This is a genomic window from Mesorhizobium sp. C416B, assembly GCF_030323165.1.
Taxonomy (GTDB): Bacteria; Pseudomonadota; Alphaproteobacteria; order Rhizobiales; family Rhizobiaceae; genus Mesorhizobium.
Map to the genome: position 1 here is coordinate 3,217,671 of NZ_CP100471.1, position 17,860 is coordinate 3,235,530.

The window sequence follows — 17,860 nt, forward strand, 5'->3', positions numbered from 1 at the left end:
GAAAGGACGAGCGCTAGGTCCCTCGCGGTTTGGCGCGGGCGGTGGCCGCAGCGAGCAGCGGATTTTCCGGCCAGACATGGCGGGGATAGCGGCCGCGCATGTCGGTGCGCACATCGGCCCAGGAGCCGCGCCAGAAGCCGGGCAGGTCGCGCGTCGTCTGGATTGGCCGGTGCGCCGGCGACAACAGCTCGAGCGTCAGCGGCACGGTGCCGTTGGCGATTGCCGGATGGCGGTCAAGGCCGAACAGTTCCTGCACGCGGATGGCCAGCACCGGCCATTCGCCGTCATAGCGGATCGGCACATGGCTGCCGGACGGCGCGTCGAAATGGGTCGGCGCCAGTGTGCCGATCTTGCGCTGCAAATCATGCGGCACCAGCGCCATCAGGCCCGATGACAGCGTGCCGGGGTCGATGGCGGCGAAGGACGCCTTGCCCGACAGGAACGGCAGCAGCCAGTCGTCGAGGCGTTCGAGCAGGGCGGCTTCCGAAACATCGGGCCAAGGCGCGCCTAGGCCGCGATGCAGCCAGCCAAGCCGTTGGCGCAGCGTCTCGCCGTCCTTGCTCCATTCCAGCAGCGACAGGCCGTGCTCGCGCAAGGCATCCAGGATGGCGCGGTCGGCGTCTGTTCCAGTTGGTGCGGGCAGCATGCGCTCCGACAAAGTGATGGCGCCGAGCCTGGCGGTCTCGCGCACGCGCACCGCGCGCCGCTCGCGGTCGAAGCTTGTCTCGCGGCGCGTCTCGATCCTGTCGGCGAGAGCGGCACGGATGTCGGTCTCGTGGACCGCGGCCGCGGCGGTTATACGGGCGTTTTGCGCCTTGCCTTGCAGATCGGCGACGACCAGCCAGGTCTCGCCGGCCAGCGGATCGGCGGCTTCGAGCATGGCGCCGGAGCCGTTGGCGAGCACGAAACGCCCGCGCTCGCCGCGCGCTCTGGCGACACGGTCCGGCCAGGCGTGGATGAGGAGAAGACCGGCAGAAGCGGTTTCGCTGCTCTTGGGGCCGCCCGCCTCCTTCGCCAATCGCCCGGCAAGCTGCCTTGCCGCAACGGCGCGCGGTGACTTTTCGGTGCGGAAGCGCATCAAGCGCCGTTCGAGGTCGGCGCCGTCGCCGCCGAGACCACGCTCGGTGAGCAGGACGGCTAGCATCGCAGCCTCGAGCGCGTGGCCGCCGCCAGCGGCTTCAGCGACCATGTGTGCGAGCCGCACGGGCAGGGCCAGCTTGCGCATCGCGCCGCCCGCCTCCGTCAGCCGGCCGGCCGCATCGATGGCGTGCAGCGCCAGGAGCAGCGCCCGCGCCTCGTTGAGCGCGGGAATGGGCGGCGGATCGAGGAAGGACAGGCTTGCGGGATCGGCGACGCCGAAGGCGGCGCAATCGAGCAGTAGGCCGGACAGGTCGGCTTCGAGAATCTCGGGTGGGGTGAAGGCGGGAAGGGCCGCCGTCTGCTCGGCCCGCCACAGGCGGATGGCGACGCCTGGCTGTGTACGCCCGGCGCGGCCGGCACGCTGATCGGCCGACGCCCTGGAGACACGCACCGTCTCCAGCCGCGTCAGGCCGCTCGCCGGTTCGTATCGTGGCAGCCGCGACAGGCCGGAATCGATGACGACGCGCACGCCGTCGATGGTGATCGAGGTCTCGGCGATCGACGTCGCCAGCACCACCTTGCGGCGGCCGGGCGGCGCCGGTTTGATGGCGGCATCCTGCGCCCTGTTGTCGAGCTGGCCGTAGAGCGGCACGATGTCGGTGTCGGCGCCGAGGCGGCCCTGCAGCCGCTCGGCGGTGCGCTCGATCTCGCGCTGGCCGGGCAGGAAGGCGAGCACGCTGCCGCTCTCCTCGGCAAGGGTGGAGCGGATAGCCTTGGCCATGGTGTCTTCGACGGGAACGCCGGCCGGCCGTTCGTCGTAACGGATGTCGACGGGAAAGGCGCGGCCTTGGCTTTCGATCACCGGGGCGCCGGACAGGAGTTTCGCGACGCGCGCGCCATCGAGCGTTGCCGACATCACCAGCAGCCGCAAATCCGGCCGCAGCGCGCCCTGCACGTCGAGCGCCAGCGCCAGGCCGAAATCGCCGTCGAGCGAGCGCTCGTGGAATTCGTCGAAAATCACCGCCGAGACGCCGGGCAGCTCGGGATCGTCTAGGATCATGCGCGCCAGGACGCCTTCGGTGACGACCAGGATTTTTGTCCGGGCCGATGTGCGGTTTTCCATGCGCATGGCATAGCCGACAGTGGCGCCGGGCTCTTCATCAAGCAATTCGGCCATGCGGCGGGCGGCGGCGCGGGCGGCGAGCCGGCGCGGTTCGAGCAGGACGATCTTGCCGGCGACCAGCCAGGGCGCATCGAGCAGCGCCAGCGGCACCAGCGTCGTCTTGCCGGCGCCGGGCGGCGCCATCAGGACGGCGCTGTTGCCGGAGCCGAGCGCCTCGCTCAGGGCCGGCAGCACGGCGGATACCGGAAGCTCCGGCAAGGATCTCGTCGTCATTGCGTCCGCATATCAGCGGTCACTATGGCCATGCAACCGGATCAAAGCCTCGTGCGCGCAAACGGGTTCCAGCGCACCGTGCCCAGCCGCACCTCCTCGCGCACCATGGTGAGCAGGCCGGACGCGCCAACGACGGCCAAGCCGACCAGCGATATCCAGTCCGGATACTCCTGGAAGAACAACGCACCGAGGATCACCGCCCAGACGATCTGCGAATAATGCGTCGGCGCCATGCGGTTGGCCGGTGCGTATTTGGCGGCCAGCAGCTGCAGCAATTGGCCGCCGGCGGTAAAGGCGCCGCCCAGCACCAGCCACAGCAGTTGCATGGCGTTGGGGAGGGTGAACGACGTGGCGATGGTGCCGGCCCCGTTGAACAGCAGCCCGTAACCGATGAGCACGCCGAGCATGGTGGTGCGCTTTTCCTGCTGGGCGAGCGACCGCATCAGGATGACGCTGGCCGCGGCAAGGAAGGCCACCGTGAACGCGGCAAGGTGTCCGAGATGCAACTCGCGAAAACCTGGCCGCACCACCAGCATGACGCCTGCAAAGCCGGCAACCACCGCCAGCCAGCGCCATGGACCGACCTTTTCTTTCAGGATGACGGTCGAGAGAATGGTAACGCAAAGCGGCGCCAGGAAGATCAGTGCATAGGTCTCGGCCAGCGGAATGGTGGTGAAGGCGTAGACGCTGAGCACGCCCGAGGCGATGCCGGCCCAGGCGCGGGCCTGCACCGCCCATGGCCGCCCGGTGCGCCAGAAGTCGCGCCAGCGCTCATCGACTGGGCGGCTGAAAAACAGGAAGCAGCCGGCAAACAGCGTGATGAAGAAGCCGATCTCGAAGACGGTGAACTGTCCGCCAAGGCTCTTGATAACGGCATCGCTGCACGAATAGCTTGCATAGGCGATGAGGGCGAGCAGGATTCCGTTCGTCACGTTTTTCCATTTCCGGGGAGAGTGCAGTGAAGGTATTGGCGCTCGGCGCGCATCCCGACGACATCGAGATATTCATGTTCGGTACGCTGGCTGCCTATGCCACGCAAGGCGCAGAACTGACTTTTGCCGTGGCCACGGATGGCGCCAGGGGCGGCATGGGCGACCCGAGCGTTCTGGCTCGTGTCCGCCGCGACGAGGCGGCGACCGCTGCGGCGTTGCTCGGCGCAACCCTTCGCTTTCTCGACTTCCCCGACAGCGAACTGGTGGCCGATGCGGCGCTGATCGCTTCGCTGAAAGCGCTGATACGCGAGACAGCGGCGGATCTGGTGATCACGCATGCCCCCAACGACTATCACGCCGACCATCGCGCTTTGTCGGACGGCGTGCGCATCGCGGCCTCGTTCGGCGTCCCCGTGCTGCATGCCGACACGATGGGCGGCACCGGCTTTGCGCCGACGCATTATGTCGACATTTCCGCCTACGGCGATATCAAGACGCAGGCGATCCGCGCGCACCAGTCGCAGTGGCCGGAGCAGTATGTCGACAGAGCGCGCGTCCAGAATGAGTTTCGCGCCGGGCAATGCAACAGCGTTCCCGGCTCCCTGGCCGAGGCCTTCCGATTCGAGCCGACATTTCCCTTCGCCGACATCCGCGCGCTGCTGCCGCCCGCGCCCCCTGTTCGGCCGGTGACGCCGCAGACGAAAATTATAGGCGACCCCGGCTAAGCAACTTCCGGGCGAGCCGTCCGGCAATCATTTCCCAACGATTTCAATCGCCGTTTCGCCATGTTGCGGCGCAGCGACGAATTCGCTTGCCTTGTTTAGTAAAAATTGCATCACTAAACAAATTACTAAACATCTGCGGCGCACCGCGCCGCCCTGGCGACGCATAGCGCGCCGTGTTTAGCCCCTCGGAGGAGCGAGGGTTGAGGGGTTCTTGAAACGGCCATCCGGGCGCGTTTCGCAAATGGGAGGAAGGCATGAAATCGAGCTTGAAACTGGCGTTGGGACTGACCTCGGCGATTACCGCGTCGACAGCCGTCTCGAACGTTGCGCACGCTGAAGACCTGACGCTTTGCTGGGCCGCCTGGGATCCGGCAAACGCGCTGGTCGAACTGTCCAAGGATTTTACCAAGGAAACCGGCATCGGCATGAAATTCGAATTCGTGCCGTGGACCAACTATGCCGACCGCTTCCTCAACGAGCTCAACTCGCACGGCAAACTGTGCGACCTGATCATCGGCGACAGCCAGTGGATCGGCGGCTCGGCCGAGAACGGCCACTACGTCAAGCTAAACGACTTCTTCGACAAGGAGAAGATCAGCATGGACGACTTTGTGCCGGCAACAGTCGTCGGCTATTCCGAATGGCCGAAGAACACGCCGAATTACTGGGCGCTGCCGGCCATGGGCGACGTCGTCGGCTGGACCTACCGCAAGGATTGGTTCTCCAAGCCGGAGCTGCAAAAGGAATTCAAGGAAAAATATGGCTGGGATCTCGGCCCGCCGACCACCTTCGACCAACTGAAGCAGGTCGCCGAATTCTTCCAGAAGCGCGAGATCGACGGCAAGACCGTCTATGGCGCTTCGATCTACACCGAGCGTGGCTCGGAAGGCATCACCATGGGCGCCATGGACGTGCTCTACAGCTACGGCTTCCAGTATGAAAACCCCAAGAAGCCCTACGAGATGGAAGGCTTCGTCAATTCGCCAGACGCGGTCAAAGGCCTGGAGTTCTACAAGTCGCTCTACGATTGCTGCACGCCTCCGGGTGCCTCGAACAGCTATATGGGCGAAGGCGTCGACGCCTTCAAATCCGGTCAGGTGGCCATGCACATGAACTTCGCCTTCACCTGGCCCGGCCTGCAGAAGGACGAGAATGTCGGCGGCGACAAGATCGGCTACTTCGTCAATCCGAAGGGTCCCGGCGGCGCCCAGTTTGCGCAGCTTGGCGGCCAGGGCATTTCGGTCGTGTCCTATTCAGACAAGCAGGAATCGGCGCTGAAATACATCAAGTGGTTCGCCAACAAGGATGTGCAGGCCAAATGGTGGTCGCTCGGCGGCTATTCCTGCCTGAACGCGGTGGTCAAGGACCCGGCCTTCCCGTCCAGCCAGCCCTATGCACAGACCTTCCTCGACTCGATGGCGATCGTGAAGGACTTCTGGGCCGAGCCGAGCTACGCACCGCTGCTGCAGGCGTCGCAGAAGCGCTTCCACGACTATGTCGTTGCCGGCCAGGGTTCGGCCAAGGACGCGCTTGACGGCCTGGTCAAGGACTGGACGCAAGTGTTCCAGGACGACGGCAAGATGTAACCGGACCAACGGTTTAACGGCTCCTCCCGAGTCGCGCCGACGCGTCCCGTGCCGCCCTTGGCACGGGACGCAGTTCAGATAAATTCCAGTGTCGAGACTTGACGTGACCGAAGCAGGACTCACCATGCTCAATCGGACTGCGGAGAACGTTGCCCGGGCGACCCCGGAGCCGTTGGCCCGCAAGGTCCGGGGCATCAGCGACAAGGGCCTCGCCTGGCTGTTCATCTCGCCGACGATCCTGTTGCTCTTGGCCATCAACATCTTCCCGCTGTTCTGGGCGATCTACCTGTCCTTCACCAACTTCCGGGCGAACCGCCCGAACGAGGTGGTGAAGAACCTCGGCTTCGCCAATTACCAGCGCATCCTCGGCGACCAGGACATCTGGATCGCCATGCAGACGACGGCGCATTTCGTGTTCTGGACGATCCTGCTGCAGACGCTGATCGGTTTCACGCTGGCATGGCTGATCGACAGGAAGTTTCGCGGCCACGCCTTCTGGACGACCATCATCCTGGTGCCGATGATGCTGTCGCCGGCGGTGGTCGGCAATTTCTGGCGTTTCCTCTACGAGCCGCAGATCGGCCTGTTCGCCTACGCCATCTCGTTCGTCACCCGGATACCACCGACCGACATCCAGATGCTGTCCAACGTGTCGCTGGCGCCGTGGTCGATCATCATCGTCGACACCTGGATGTGGACGCCCTATGTCATGCTGATCTGTCTCGCCGGCCTGCGCTCCATCCCCGAATACATCTATGAAGCCGCCGAGGTCGACCGCGCGTCCAACTGGCGGCAGTTCTGGTCGATCACGCTGCCCATGGCGCTGCCCTTCATCATGCTGGCGGTGCTGTTTCGCGGCATCGAGAACTTCAAGATGTTCGACATGGTCAACCTGCTGACCGGTGGCGGGCCGGGCTCGACCACCGAGGTCGCCTCGATCACGCTGAAGCGGCAGGCCTTCGAGAGCTGGCGCACCGGATATTCCTCGGCCTTCGCCATCATCCTGTTCGTCGCGGTGTTTGGGCTGGCCAACATCTACGTCAAGGCGCTGAACAAGGTGAAGCAGAGATGAGCCTGACCACCGCCCACTCCGTCGTCGCCCCCTCGGCCAATTCGAAGCGGATCGCCGGCACCATCATCGTGCTCTACGCGCTGATCTCGATCGTGCCGTTGCTGTGGATCTTCGCCACCAGCTTCAAGACGCCGCCGGATTCGATCGCCTATCCGCCCAAGATTCTGTTCCAGCCGAGCATCGAGGGCTATTGCAACCTGTTCACGACGCGCACCAGGCAAACGCCCGAGTATATCAACTCGCTCGGACCCGCGACCGGTTTCTGCGACGAGACCTCGCGCAAGCGCAACATGGTGATTGCCGGCCCGTCCAATTTCCTGCCGCGCTTCGTCAACTCACTGATCATCGCCTTCGGTTCCACCTTCTGCGCCGTATTCCTCGGCACGCTTTCGGCCTACGGTTTCTCGCGCTTCAAGGTGCCGCTGGCCGATGACCTTCTGTTCTTCATCCTGTCGACGCGCTTCATGCCACCGATCGCGGTCGCGATTCCCATCTACCTGATGTACCGCGAGCTCGGCCTGTCCGACACCGCGCTGGGCATGATCCTGCTCTACACGGCGGTAAACGTGTCGCTGGCGGTGTGGCTGCTGAAAGGCTTCATCGACGAGATCCCGCGCGAGTATGAGGAAGCGGCGATGATTGACGGCTACACCAGGCTGCAGGCCTTCTGGCGCACCGTGCTGCCGCAAGCCACCACCGGCATCGCCGCGACCGCCATCTTCTGCCTGATCTTCGCCTGGAACGAATATGCCTTCGCGGCACTACTCACCTCCGGCACGGCGCAAACCGCACCGCCCTTCATCCCGACTATCATCGGCGAAGGCGGCCAGGACTGGCCGGCGGTGGCGGCCGGCACGACGATCTTCCTGGTGCCGATCCTGGTCTTCACCATCCTGCTTCGCAAACAATTGCTGCGCGGCATCACCTTCGGCGCGGTACGCAAATGATTGGTGTGTCAAGTCGACCCCCACTCCGTCGAGCTTCGCTCGACACCTCTCCCCCGATCGACGGGGTAGAGGAAGGACGCGAACTTCATTCAGGCAGGCTGCCTTCCTCTCCCTCCGGAGGGGGGAGAGGTGGCGCTGCGAAGCAGCGACGGAGTGGGGGAACCACCTGGCAACCGTCTCGCCCCGTTGCCGGGCAGAAGGAAGGCAGCTACGCATGACGCGCCCAGCCATCTCCAAAAAGTCATCCTGGCCTCGCTGGGCCCGGCGCGGCCTCATGGAAAACATTGCGACGGCGCTCATCGCCGTCGGCTTCCTGATGCTGTTCCAGCCTTTCGCGCTGGCGCTCTACACCTATTCCTTCATCACCATGCTCGCCGGCACGGTGATGTTCATCATCGTCTCGAAATTCCCGGAATAATCATGGCCGAAATCCGCGTCCAACATTTGGGAAAGGCCTTCGGCGATTTCGTCGCCGTGCAGGATTCCAGCTTCGTCGTCGAGGATGGCGAGTTCTTCGTGATGCTTGGGCCGTCAGGCTGCGGCAAGACGACGACGCTGCGCATGATCGCCGGGCTCGAACTGCCGACCGGCGGCCAGATCCTGCTCGGCGGCGAGGATGTCACCATGCGCCGGGCGCGGGAGCGCGACATTGCCTTCGTGTTCCAGCTGTTCGCGCTCTATCCGCATATGAATGTGCGCAAGAACATCGGCTTCCCGCTGCTGGCGCAAGGCATGCCGTCCGCCGAGATCCGCCAGCGGGTCGAAGAGACGGCCAAGCTTTTGCGCATCGACCACCTGCTCAACAAATCGGTCTCAGGGCTTGCCGGCGGCGACCGCCAGCGGGTCGCGCTCGGCCGTGCCATCGTGCGGCGGCCAAAGTGTTTTCTGATGGACGAGCCGCTCGGCACGCTCGACACCGAATTCCGCGATCTGATGGTGCATGAGTTGCGCGAGCTGCACAACCGCATCCACGCCACCACCGTCTATGTCACGCACGACCAGATGGAAGCGATGTCGATGGCCGACAAGATCGCCGTCATGAACCATGGCGTCATCGAACAGTTCGGCAGCCCGCGCGAAATCTACGACCGCCCGGCAACCATGTTCGTCGCCGACTTCATCGGCTCGCCGCCGATGAATTTCCTGGGCTTCGGTGGCGGGCTGGCGAAGGGGGCGAAGGAAATCGTCGTCCAGGGCGCCAAGGTGGCGGTGCCGGAAGTGCGCGAGGAAATTGCGCCCGCCGACATGGCGCTCGGCATCCGTCCCGAGCACATCCGTTTCGACGATGCGTCGAAACTGCGCGGCGCCATCTACGGCACCGAATATCTCGGCACGACGCAGATCGTGGCGGTGGAGACGGCGGACGGCATCATCAAGGCGCGGGTGCCGGCCGAAATCCGGCTCGCTGCCGGCGATCATGTCGGCCTGATGTTGAACAGCGCGCGGCTGTCACTCTTCGACAAGGGATCGGGCCGCGCCGTGCGCACCGCTGTTCACGATACCGCCTCTCAAGGGAGAGCGCAGCATGGCTGACGTGCACATCAAGGGCGTGACCAAAAGCTTCGGCGACCATGTCGCCGTCGATGGCCTCGACCTTAACATCGCCGATGGCGAATTCGTCGTGCTGCTCGGTCCCACAGGCGCCGGCAAGACGACGACGCTGAGATTGATCGCCGGACTGGAGCGGCCGGATGGCGGCACGATCCATATTGGCGGCCACGATGCGACGACGCTGTCGCCGGCCGAGCGCGACACCGCCTTCGTGTTCCAGCAATATTCGCTCTACCCGCATCTGTCGGTCTACGACAACCTCGCCTTCCCGCTGCGCTCGCCGGCGCGGAAAGTACCGGAGGACCAGATTCGCCGCCGCGTCGAAGAGGTCGCAAGGATGGTGCGCATCCACCACAAGCTCGCCAACCGCTCGACCAAACTGTCGGGCGGCGAGATGCAGCGCGTCGCCATCGGCCGAGCGTTGGTGCGCAAACCGTCGATCTATCTGATGGACGAACCGCTGTCGTCGCTGGATGCCAAATTGCGCGCCGATCTCAGGCTCGAACTCAAGCGCATCCAGGCCGAACTCGGCGCCACCATGCTCTATGTCACGCACGACCAGATCGAGGCGATGACCATGGCCGATCGCATCGGGATCCTCAATGACGGCGTGCTGGTGCAGATCGGCACGCCGCGCACAATCTATTCGGAGCCGGCCAACCTTCATGTCGCGGCCCGCCTCGGCCAGCCGGCGATCAACCTGCTGCCGGCCGGGCTGCTGCCTGATGGTGGGGCGCCGACCGGAACCAAGACCATCGGCGCGCGCACCGAGCATCTGTCGATCGAGAAGGCCGCAAACGGCCATGCCGAAGGCGTCGTCGACTGGGTCGAACATCTCGGGGACCAGAACCATCTGCATGTTACGGTCGGCCCAAAGAAACTGGTGACGCTCACCGACCCCGATACGGATCTGGCCGAGGGCGACAAAGTGGTGATCCGCTACCGCTCGCCGCTGTATTTCGGCGCCGACGGACAACGACTGATGTGACGGTTTCGGCGGTCTAGACGCCGGCTTCTGACTGACGATTGCGAATACGGGACGAACTCGATGAAGCACTTTTTCAACCGCAGGGAAACGATCGTCACCGAGGCGCTGGATGGCCTGTTGCGGACCATCGGTTCCGGCGATCTCGCGCGCCTCGACGGTTACCCCGAGATCAAGGTCGTGCTGCGCGCCGACTGGGACAAGGCGAAAGTTGCCGTCGTCTCCGGTGGCGGCGCCGGACACGAACCGTCCCATGCCGGCTTTGTGGGCAAGGGCATGCTGACGGCGGCGGTTTCGGGCGAGATCTTTGCCTCGCCCAGCGTCGAGGCGGTGCTGGCGGCGATCCGCGCGGTGACCGGCCCCGCCGGCTGCCTGCTGATCGTCAAGAACTACACCGGCGACCGGCTCAATTTCGGCCTGGCGGCCGAGAAGGCGCGCGCCGAGGGGTTTCGCGTCGAGATGGCGATCGTTGCCGACGACATCGCCCTGCCGGGTATCAACCAGCCGCGCGGCGTCGCCGGCACCTTGTTCGTGCACAAGATCGCCGGCCATTTGTCGGAGACCGGTCAGGACCTGGCAGCCGTTGCTATAGCCGCTCGCGCGGCGACGAAGGACATCATCTCGCTCGGCATGTCGCTGTCGTCCTGCTCGATCCCCGGCCAGCCACATGAAGAGCGGTTCGGCGAAAATGACGGCGAACTCGGCCTCGGCATCCATGGCGAGCCGGGCGTCGAGCGCATCGCCGTGCAGAGCGCCGACAGACTTGTGGCGATCATGGCGGAGCGGCTGGCGGTGCGGCTCGACCCGAACGCCAGCCACGCGTTGCTCATCAACAATCTCGGCTCGGTGCCGCCGCTCGAAATGTCGCTGGTCGCCAATGCCGTGCTGGCCTCGCCGCTGGCCAAGACCGTGAAGCTTGCGATCGGCCCCGGACCGCTGATGACGGCGCTCAACATGAACGGTTTTTCGCTGTCGCTGATCAAGCTCGATGCGGCGCGCGAGGCAGCCTTGCTGGCACCTGTCGGCCCACATGCCTGGATGCCTGCCAAAACCGTCGTCGCGCCGGCTATCGTGCCTATGGCGAAAGCGGCTGGAAACAGCGCAGCCCAAAGGGCCAGCCAGGATTCCGGCACCAGGCGTTTGATCGTCACGGTCTGCGAACGGCTGATCGCGCTCGAAGAGACACTGAACGGGCTCGACGCCAAGGCGGGCGATGGCGATACCGGTTCGACGGTTGCGACCGGCGCGCGCAGCGTGCTGGAACGGCTCGATGCGCTGCCGCTGGCTGACCCTGCCGCCACGCTTGCGGCTATAGGCGATAGTCTGGGCGTCGCAATGGGCGGCTCCTCAGGCGTCTTGCTGTCGATCTTCTTCACGGCGGCGGCTCAGGCTTCGAACGGCGGAGCAACCCTGTCCAAGGCGCTGCTTGCCGGGCTTGACCGCATGACTTTTTACGGTGGCGCCAAGGTCGGCGACCGCACCATGGTCGATGCCTTGGAGCCGGCGCTGAAGGCGCTCGATGCCAAGGGGCTGGATGCCGCGGCTACAGCGGCACGGCACGGCGCCGAGGCGACCGCTGCCATGGAGAAGGCGAAGGCCGGACGCTCCGCCTATGTTGGCACCAAATTGCAGGGCGTAGTCGACCCTGGCGCCCATGCCGTGGCCGAAGTGTTCGCGGCCGCCGCCGCGCTGCATGCAACGGCCTGACGGCATGCTTCGATTGTCGAATGAAAACTCTTGCGATACTGCCGGCAGGATCGAAACCGGGAATCTGGACATGGCAGCGTTCGACCTTGCCAGGCTGATCACCGCCGCCGCGGACACGATCGCCGCTCACTCGGAAGAGTTGACCGCGCTCGACCAGGCGATCGGGGACGGTGACCATGGGCTGAACATGAAGCGCGGCTTCGAGGCTGTGCGCGCCGATGCCGGGGCGTTCGCTGCAAAGCCGCTGCCCGAGGCGCTGAAGGCGATCGGCACCAAGCTGGTGATGACGGTTGGCGGTGCGTCCGGGCCGCTGTTCGGTACATTGTTCCTGGCGCTGGGCAAGGAGATTTCAGGAGAGCCGGATCGCCCCAAGCTGACGGCTGCTTTCGGCAAGGCAATCGAGGCGGTGGCCGCTAGAGGCAAATCCCAGGTTGGTCAAAAGACCATGCTGGATGTGCTGCAACCCGTGCATGACGCATTGGTCAAAGGAAAGACGGCCATGGAAATCGCAGATGTCGCCGACGCGGCTGCCGAAGCGACCGTGCCGATGAAGGCAACACGCGGTCGCGCCTCATTCCTCGGCGACCGCTCAATCGGTCATATGGATGCCGGCGGACGCTCTGTGGCGCTGCTGGTGCGGACCGTCGCCGAAACCGTCGAGGGCCAAGCATGAGCAATGTCGGCATCGTCATCGTCTCGCATTCGCCGCTGGTTGCCGAAGGCACGGCCGACATGGTGCGGCAGATGGTGGGCGACGAAGTGCCGCTTGCATGGTGCGGCGGAAACGGCCATGGCGGGCTCGGCACCAGCGTCGAAGCGATCATGGGCGCCATCGACAAGGCGTGGTCGGAGGCGGGCGTCGCCATACTGGTCGATCTCGGCGGCGCCGAGACCAATTCGGAAATGGCGGTGGAAATGATCGGCGAGCCGCGGGCGCAGAAGATCGTCGTCTGCAACGCGCCGATCGTCGAAGGCGCGGTGATGGCTGCGACGGAGGCGTCCGGCGGGGCCTCGCTGAAGGAAGTGGTGGCGACGGCGCATGAATTGTCGCCGTCGTGAGCGAACGGGAATTTTGACCTGATGTCCGCATTTGCCGAGGCCACCGTCCTGATCACCCACGAGGTAGGTCTGCACGCGCGCCCTTCGGTGAAGTTCACCAAGCTTGCCAAGAGCTTTGCCGCCGAGGTGGAGATTGCGCTTGCCGCCAACGGCCCATGGTTCGACGCCAAGAGCATCGTCAAGGTGATGGCGGCCAGGGCGCCGAAAGGCACCATGCTGCACATCCGGGCCACAGGCGACGGCGCCGATGATGCCGTGAGAGCGCTGGCCGAGCTGGTGCGACGCGGTTTCGACGAGGATGCGGGCCATGCCCGAACCGCTTAGGCTGCAAGGCATTTCGGCCTCGGCCGGCTATGCCGAGGGGCCGTTGTTCAACCTCGACAACGGCACCGCGCACTACACGGGCAAGGCGAGCGCCGCGGACGAGAAGGCCGCATTGGAAGCAGCTATCGCCAGCGCGACGGACCGGCTCGCGACCCTGATCGAAACCGCCGATGACGAGGCCGCCGGCATTCTCGAATTCCAGCTCGCCATGCTTGGGGACGAGGCACTGACCGGCCCGGCTTTTGCCGCGATCGCGTCCGGCATGCCGGCTGACATGGCCTGGCGACAGGCGCTGGACGCCGAAATCTCCGGCTACGAAACGTCAGACCAGGACTATTTCCGGGCTCGCGCCGCCGATATCAGCGATATCCGCGACCGCGTGCTGCGCGCCCTTACCGAGGAGCAGGAGAGCGCTCCACCAGCCGGCGCCATTCTCTATGGCGAGGACATCGCGCCGACGCGCTTTCTCGAGACCGACTGGAGCACCGGCGGCGGCATCGCGCTGAGGGCCGGCAGCGCCGCCAGCCACGTCGCCATGCTGGCGCGCTCGCGCGGCGTGCCGATGGTGGTGGGGCTTGGCGCTTCGCCGGCTAATCCCGTCGGTCTGGCTCTGCTCGATGCGGAGCATGGCGGTATCGTGCTTTCGCCGACCACGACCGAGATCGAAGCGTTCCACCGGTCCTCGTCCTCGTTTGTGGCACATCGAGACAAGGCCGGAGTCTATCTCGCGAAACCGGCGGTAACCCGGGCCGGGACGACAGTGCGCGTGCAGGTCAACATCGCCGATCCGTCCGAGGTCGACGGCATCGACATTTCGACCTGCGACGGGGTCGGGCTGATGCGCACCGAATTCCTGTTCGGCAAGGCGCCGCCGGACGAGGAGACGCAATACCAGGCCTATCGCAAGGTGCTGGAATGGGCAGGCGACAAGCCGGTAACCATCCGTACCGTCGACGCCGGCGGCGACAAGCCGGTGCCGGGCTTCACCGTCGAGGAGAGCAACCCGTTCCTCGGGCTGCGTGGCATCAGGCTGTCGCTGGCAAGGCCGGAGGTGTTTCGCGTACAGATCCGGGCGCTGCTGCGCGCGGCGGTGCACGGCAATCTGAAGGTGATGTTTCCGATGATCGCCGTCGCGGAGGAATACCAACGCGCCGCCGCTCTGTTCATGGAGGAGCAGGCCGGGCTTGCCGCGCGCGGCATCGCGCAAAAAATGCCGCCGCTCGGCATCATGGTCGAGGTGCCTTCGGTGGCGATCGCGCCGGAGGCGTTCGCCGATGTCGCCTTCTTCTCGATCGGTTCGAACGATCTGACCCAATATGTAATGGCGGCTGCCCGCGATAACGCAGCCGTGGCGCATCTTAATTCTGTCCGCCATCCCGCCGTGTTGCGGCTGATCGGCTCGGTTGCCGCTTTTGGCCTGCGCGCGAAAATCCCAGTCAGCCTGTGCGGCGATGCCGGCGGCGATCCGGCATCGATCCCGGCACTGCTCGAGGCCGGCCTGCGGGATCTCTCGGTGGCTCCCGCCCAACTCGCCATGGCCAAGGCGGCCATCTCGGATGCATCGGTCTAGGATGACTGAGATGGCCGACAAGACACCAGAAGCCGGCTCCGAAGAGGCGATCCGCGCCTACAAGACGATCCTGTCGCAGGTCATCGACCAGCGACCGTCGGGTATGCGACAACGCCTTGCCGACGCGCTTGGCAAGCACCGCAGCTTCGTCACCCAGATTTCCAGCGCGGCCTATTCGACCCCGATCCCGTCAAAACATCTGCCGGCTATTTTTTCGGTCTGCCATTTCAGTCCGGCCGAGCGCGATCAGTTTCTGGCTGCCTATCATCTGGCGCATCCCGGCAAGATGTCGGTTGCGGCAGGCATGCGCAAGACCCGGCATGTCTCGCTGATCGTGCCCGATTTCGGCGACGACAAGCAGAATGCAGCGCTCGACAAGGCGATCAACGAATTCATCCAGAAGATCACCAGCATCACCGGCAGGAGTGGCGGCTGATCGTGTTGTGTCGGGAGGACACATGAAGAAGTTTATGAATTCCGTCGACACGGTGCTGACCGAAAGCCTCAACGGCTTCGTTGCAGCTCATGCCGACATCCTGGTGCTGGGCGAGGAGCACAAATTCATTCGCCGCAAGGTGATGAAGCCGGGGAAGGTGGCGCTGATCTCGGGCGGCGGTTCCGGCCACGAGCCGTTGCATGCCGGCTTTGTCGGTCACGGCATGCTGGACGCCGCCTGCCCCGGCCAGGTCTTCACCTCGCCAACGCCGGACCAGATACTGGCGGCGGCCGCCGCCGTCGATACCGGCGCCGGCTGCCTGTTCATCGTCAAGAACTATGAAGGCGACGTGATGAATTTCGACATGGCCGGCGAAATGGCCGACGGCGTCCTGCAGGTGGTGATCAATGATGACGTCGCCGTCGAGAATTCGTCCTTTACGACCGGCCGGCGCGGCGTCGCCGGCACGCTGGTGGTGGAGAAGATCGTCGGCGCCGCCGCCGAGCAAGGCATGGCGCTGGCGGATCTCAAGGCGCTCGGCGGTCGCATCAACAGCGCGACGCGTTCGATGGGCGTGGCGCTGACCAGTTGCACGGTGCCGGCGGCCGGCAGGCCGACCTTCGAGATTGGTGATGGCGAGATGGAATTCGGCGTCGGCATTCATGGCGAGCCCGGCCGGCGTCGCGACACGTTGAAAAGCGCCGATGCGATCGCCGAAGAGATTTGCGCCGCGATCCTGGGCGATCTCGGCGACAGGGCGAAAGGCCCGGCACTGTTGTTCATCAACGGCTTTGGCGGCACGCCGCTGATGGAGCTCTATCTGATGTACAACAGCGCCCGAAACATCTTCGAAAAACAGGGCGTGACGGTGACCCGCTCGCTGGTCGGGTCCTACGTGACATCGCTCGACATGGCCGGCTGCTCGATCACGCTGACCATGCTGGATGACGAGGCAACGTCAATGTGGGACGCGCCGGTGCACACAGCCGCGCTGCGCTGGGGACTGTAACGGAGGGGCCTTGCCCATATCCCGAACAGGCGGCTTATGAACTTGCCTTAGCCTGCGGGACCGGACGGACCGTTACCCGCAGTCACGCCGACAGATTGCCCGCCTGCAGCGCGGCTTGCCTTGCGGCCGACCGCTCCGGCTTCATCCAAACCGAAGCCGTAGAAGTCTTATCGCGGTATCGGCAGCGACGGCCCGGCCACCACGCTGGACAACTTTCCTGCCTTGCGCAGCACGGGCGCTTCATACTTTTTCTTGGCCATTCCAAACACCCTTTTCAGTCAAGTGCAAAAGAATGGACCGAAACCGTGGAAAGTCAATTCATGAGCTGGTTCTGCCACCACACGCTGGCTTCATGCATGCTTTTCTGCAACATACGCTCCTCTGAGTTGGTTGTTTGACGCAATTCCGGACGGGAATTGCTGATGTGGGCGAACGCAATCCGGGTTTGATGCTGCCATCTCTTGCGCCTGCCGATGAAAAACTGCTGCTGACCTTCGCCGACCCGGAGGCGACGGTTGCCATTGGCCGTGACGTTGCTGCCGAAAGCTTGCTGGCACTGCTCGCCAATGCCGAGTTCCACGGCGTGCTGCCGATCATGCTGCGCAAGCTCAGCGAGATCGGCGACGCCCAACTGCCTGCGGACGCAGCCTTGCGGCAAAAGCTGTCGGAACTGCGTGATCGCTCGACGCTGGCGACCGGCCAATCGATGCTGCTGCAATATCATGGCGACCGCATCATGAAGGCATTGGCGGCGAAAAATGTTCCGGCCCGCATCGTCAAGGGTCCGGTCTTCGCACGCAAACTTTACCGCCACGCCGCTGACCGGCCGTTCACCGACATCGACATTCTGGTCGAGCCGGCCAGCATCATTGAAGCCAACACGGTGATTGCCGGATGCGGCTTCGAGCTCTGGAGCGGCGAGGCGCAGTCGCAGGATCTGCAGGAGTTCAAGTGGCTGGAGAAGGAGAATACCAGCCTGCTGATCGAACTGCACGGCAACCTGGTGCATGATTCCGGCATGCGGCGGCGGCTGTCGCTGGGCTTTCGCGAATTGCAGATCATCGACGGCGGCGAGGCCGACACGCCGGCCGCGCTGCTGACCATCGCCATTGTCCACGCCGCCGGCGGGCACAAGTTCCACCGGCTGCAGCTTTGCGTCGATGTGCTGCAGGGCGTGCGCGCGCTGCGGTCGCCCGCGGATGAAGACCGGCTTTTCGAGGCGGCGCGCATCAGCGGCATCGAGCTCGAACTGGCGACGGTTCTCAATGTGACGGGGCGGCTGTTTGATGCACCGCGCGCGATCGAACTGGCCGACCGCATCAAGCCCGGCCTCTCGATATTTTTGGCCAAATGGCTGATCACCGGCGATACGCTGCTCGGCGTCAATTCCAGGGACAAGATGCATTCGCGCCTGCGCCGCGACGCCTTCCGCTGGATCCAGCGCCTCGCCAGGCCAAAGCCGCATTCTGCCTGAAGTGTGC

17 protein-coding genes are annotated in these 17,860 nt (G+C 64.6%); 15 read left to right on the top strand and 2 right to left on the bottom strand.

What is annotated here, in order from left to right; genetic code table 11:
- Positions 1-13: 13 nt before the first annotated feature.
- Both hrpB and NLY43_RS15680 read right to left on the bottom strand, forming a co-directional pair.
- Entirely contained in the window at positions 14-2,476 is a 2,463-nt protein-coding gene (hrpB, locus tag NLY43_RS15675; RefSeq protein ID WP_023711242.1) for an ATP-dependent helicase HrpB, read from the bottom strand.
- Positions 2,477-2,517: 41 nt separating this feature from the next.
- Entirely contained in the window at positions 2,518-3,408 is an 891-nt protein-coding gene (locus NLY43_RS15680; RefSeq protein WP_023711243.1) for a DMT family transporter, read from the bottom strand.
- Positions 3,409-3,434: 26 nt separating this feature from the next.
- Between NLY43_RS15680 and NLY43_RS15685 the strand changes: the two genes are divergently transcribed.
- From NLY43_RS15685 to NLY43_RS15755, 15 genes are all read left to right on the top strand, one after another.
- Positions 3,435-4,133: a PIG-L deacetylase family protein gene (locus NLY43_RS15685; RefSeq protein WP_023711244.1), complete on the top strand. Its 699-nt coding sequence runs from the start codon at positions 3,435-3,437 to the stop codon at positions 4,131-4,133.
- Between the two features lie 254 nt (positions 4,134-4,387).
- Positions 4,388-5,719, top strand: coding sequence for an ABC transporter substrate-binding protein (locus NLY43_RS15690; protein ID WP_023713419.1), 1,332 nt, complete (start codon positions 4,388-4,390; stop codon positions 5,717-5,719).
- Between the two features lie 124 nt (positions 5,720-5,843).
- The gene (locus tag NLY43_RS15695; protein WP_031198535.1) at positions 5,844-6,791 is read left to right on the top strand and encodes a carbohydrate ABC transporter permease; all 948 of its coding nucleotides are present in this window, start codon (positions 5,844-5,846) and stop codon (positions 6,789-6,791) included.
- Positions 6,788-7,738: a carbohydrate ABC transporter permease gene (locus NLY43_RS15700; RefSeq protein WP_023711245.1), complete on the top strand. Its 951-nt coding sequence runs from the start codon at positions 6,788-6,790 to the stop codon at positions 7,736-7,738. Before NLY43_RS15695 ends, NLY43_RS15700 begins: the two co-directional genes overlap by 4 nt.
- 214 nt (positions 7,739-7,952) lie before the next feature.
- On the top strand, positions 7,953-8,156 hold the full coding sequence (locus tag NLY43_RS15705) for a hypothetical protein (RefSeq protein ID WP_023694181.1): 204 nt from the start codon (positions 7,953-7,955) through the stop codon (positions 8,154-8,156).
- A gap of 2 nt (positions 8,157-8,158) precedes the next feature.
- Complete coding sequence (locus NLY43_RS15710; protein ID WP_023711246.1) at positions 8,159-9,271, top strand: ABC transporter ATP-binding protein; 1,113 nt, start codon at positions 8,159-8,161, stop codon at positions 9,269-9,271.
- Positions 9,264-10,277 (top strand): ABC transporter ATP-binding protein, encoded by a 1,014-nt coding sequence (locus tag NLY43_RS15715; protein ID WP_023711247.1) that lies wholly within the window; start codon positions 9,264-9,266, stop codon positions 10,275-10,277. The genes NLY43_RS15710 and NLY43_RS15715 overlap by 8 nt, the downstream gene beginning before the upstream one ends.
- 60 nt (positions 10,278-10,337) lie before the next feature.
- Positions 10,338-11,981 carry a dihydroxyacetone kinase subunit DhaK gene (locus tag NLY43_RS15720; protein WP_023711248.1) on the top strand — a complete coding sequence of 548 codons (1,644 nt, stop codon included), beginning with the start codon at positions 10,338-10,340 and terminating at the stop codon, positions 11,979-11,981.
- A gap of 70 nt (positions 11,982-12,051) precedes the next feature.
- Entirely contained in the window at positions 12,052-12,654 is a 603-nt protein-coding gene (dhaL, locus tag NLY43_RS15725; RefSeq protein WP_023711249.1) for a dihydroxyacetone kinase subunit DhaL, read from the top strand.
- A complete protein-coding gene (gene dhaM, locus NLY43_RS15730; RefSeq protein ID WP_023690004.1) occupies positions 12,651-13,040 on the top strand; it encodes a dihydroxyacetone kinase phosphoryl donor subunit DhaM in 390 nt (129 codons plus the stop codon). Before dhaL ends, dhaM begins: the two co-directional genes overlap by 4 nt.
- A gap of 21 nt (positions 13,041-13,061) precedes the next feature.
- Entirely contained in the window at positions 13,062-13,364 is a 303-nt protein-coding gene (locus NLY43_RS15735) for an HPr family phosphocarrier protein (RefSeq protein ID WP_023684207.1), read from the top strand.
- On the top strand, positions 13,348-14,934 hold the full coding sequence (ptsP, locus tag NLY43_RS15740) for a phosphoenolpyruvate--protein phosphotransferase (protein ID WP_023668783.1): 1,587 nt from the start codon (positions 13,348-13,350) through the stop codon (positions 14,932-14,934). Before NLY43_RS15735 ends, ptsP begins: the two co-directional genes overlap by 17 nt.
- Positions 14,935-14,944: 10 nt before the next feature.
- Positions 14,945-15,370 carry a hypothetical protein gene (locus NLY43_RS15745; protein ID WP_023668784.1) on the top strand — a complete coding sequence of 142 codons (426 nt, stop codon included), beginning with the start codon at positions 14,945-14,947 and terminating at the stop codon, positions 15,368-15,370.
- 22 nt (positions 15,371-15,392) lie between these two features.
- On the top strand, positions 15,393-16,379 hold the full coding sequence (dhaK, locus tag NLY43_RS15750) for a dihydroxyacetone kinase subunit DhaK (RefSeq protein ID WP_023668785.1): 987 nt from the start codon (positions 15,393-15,395) through the stop codon (positions 16,377-16,379).
- Positions 16,380-16,827: 448 nt separating this feature from the next.
- Positions 16,828-17,853 (top strand): nucleotidyltransferase family protein, encoded by a 1,026-nt coding sequence (locus NLY43_RS15755; protein ID WP_023703566.1) that lies wholly within the window; start codon positions 16,828-16,830, stop codon positions 17,851-17,853.
- Positions 17,854-17,860: the final 7 nt, after the last annotated feature.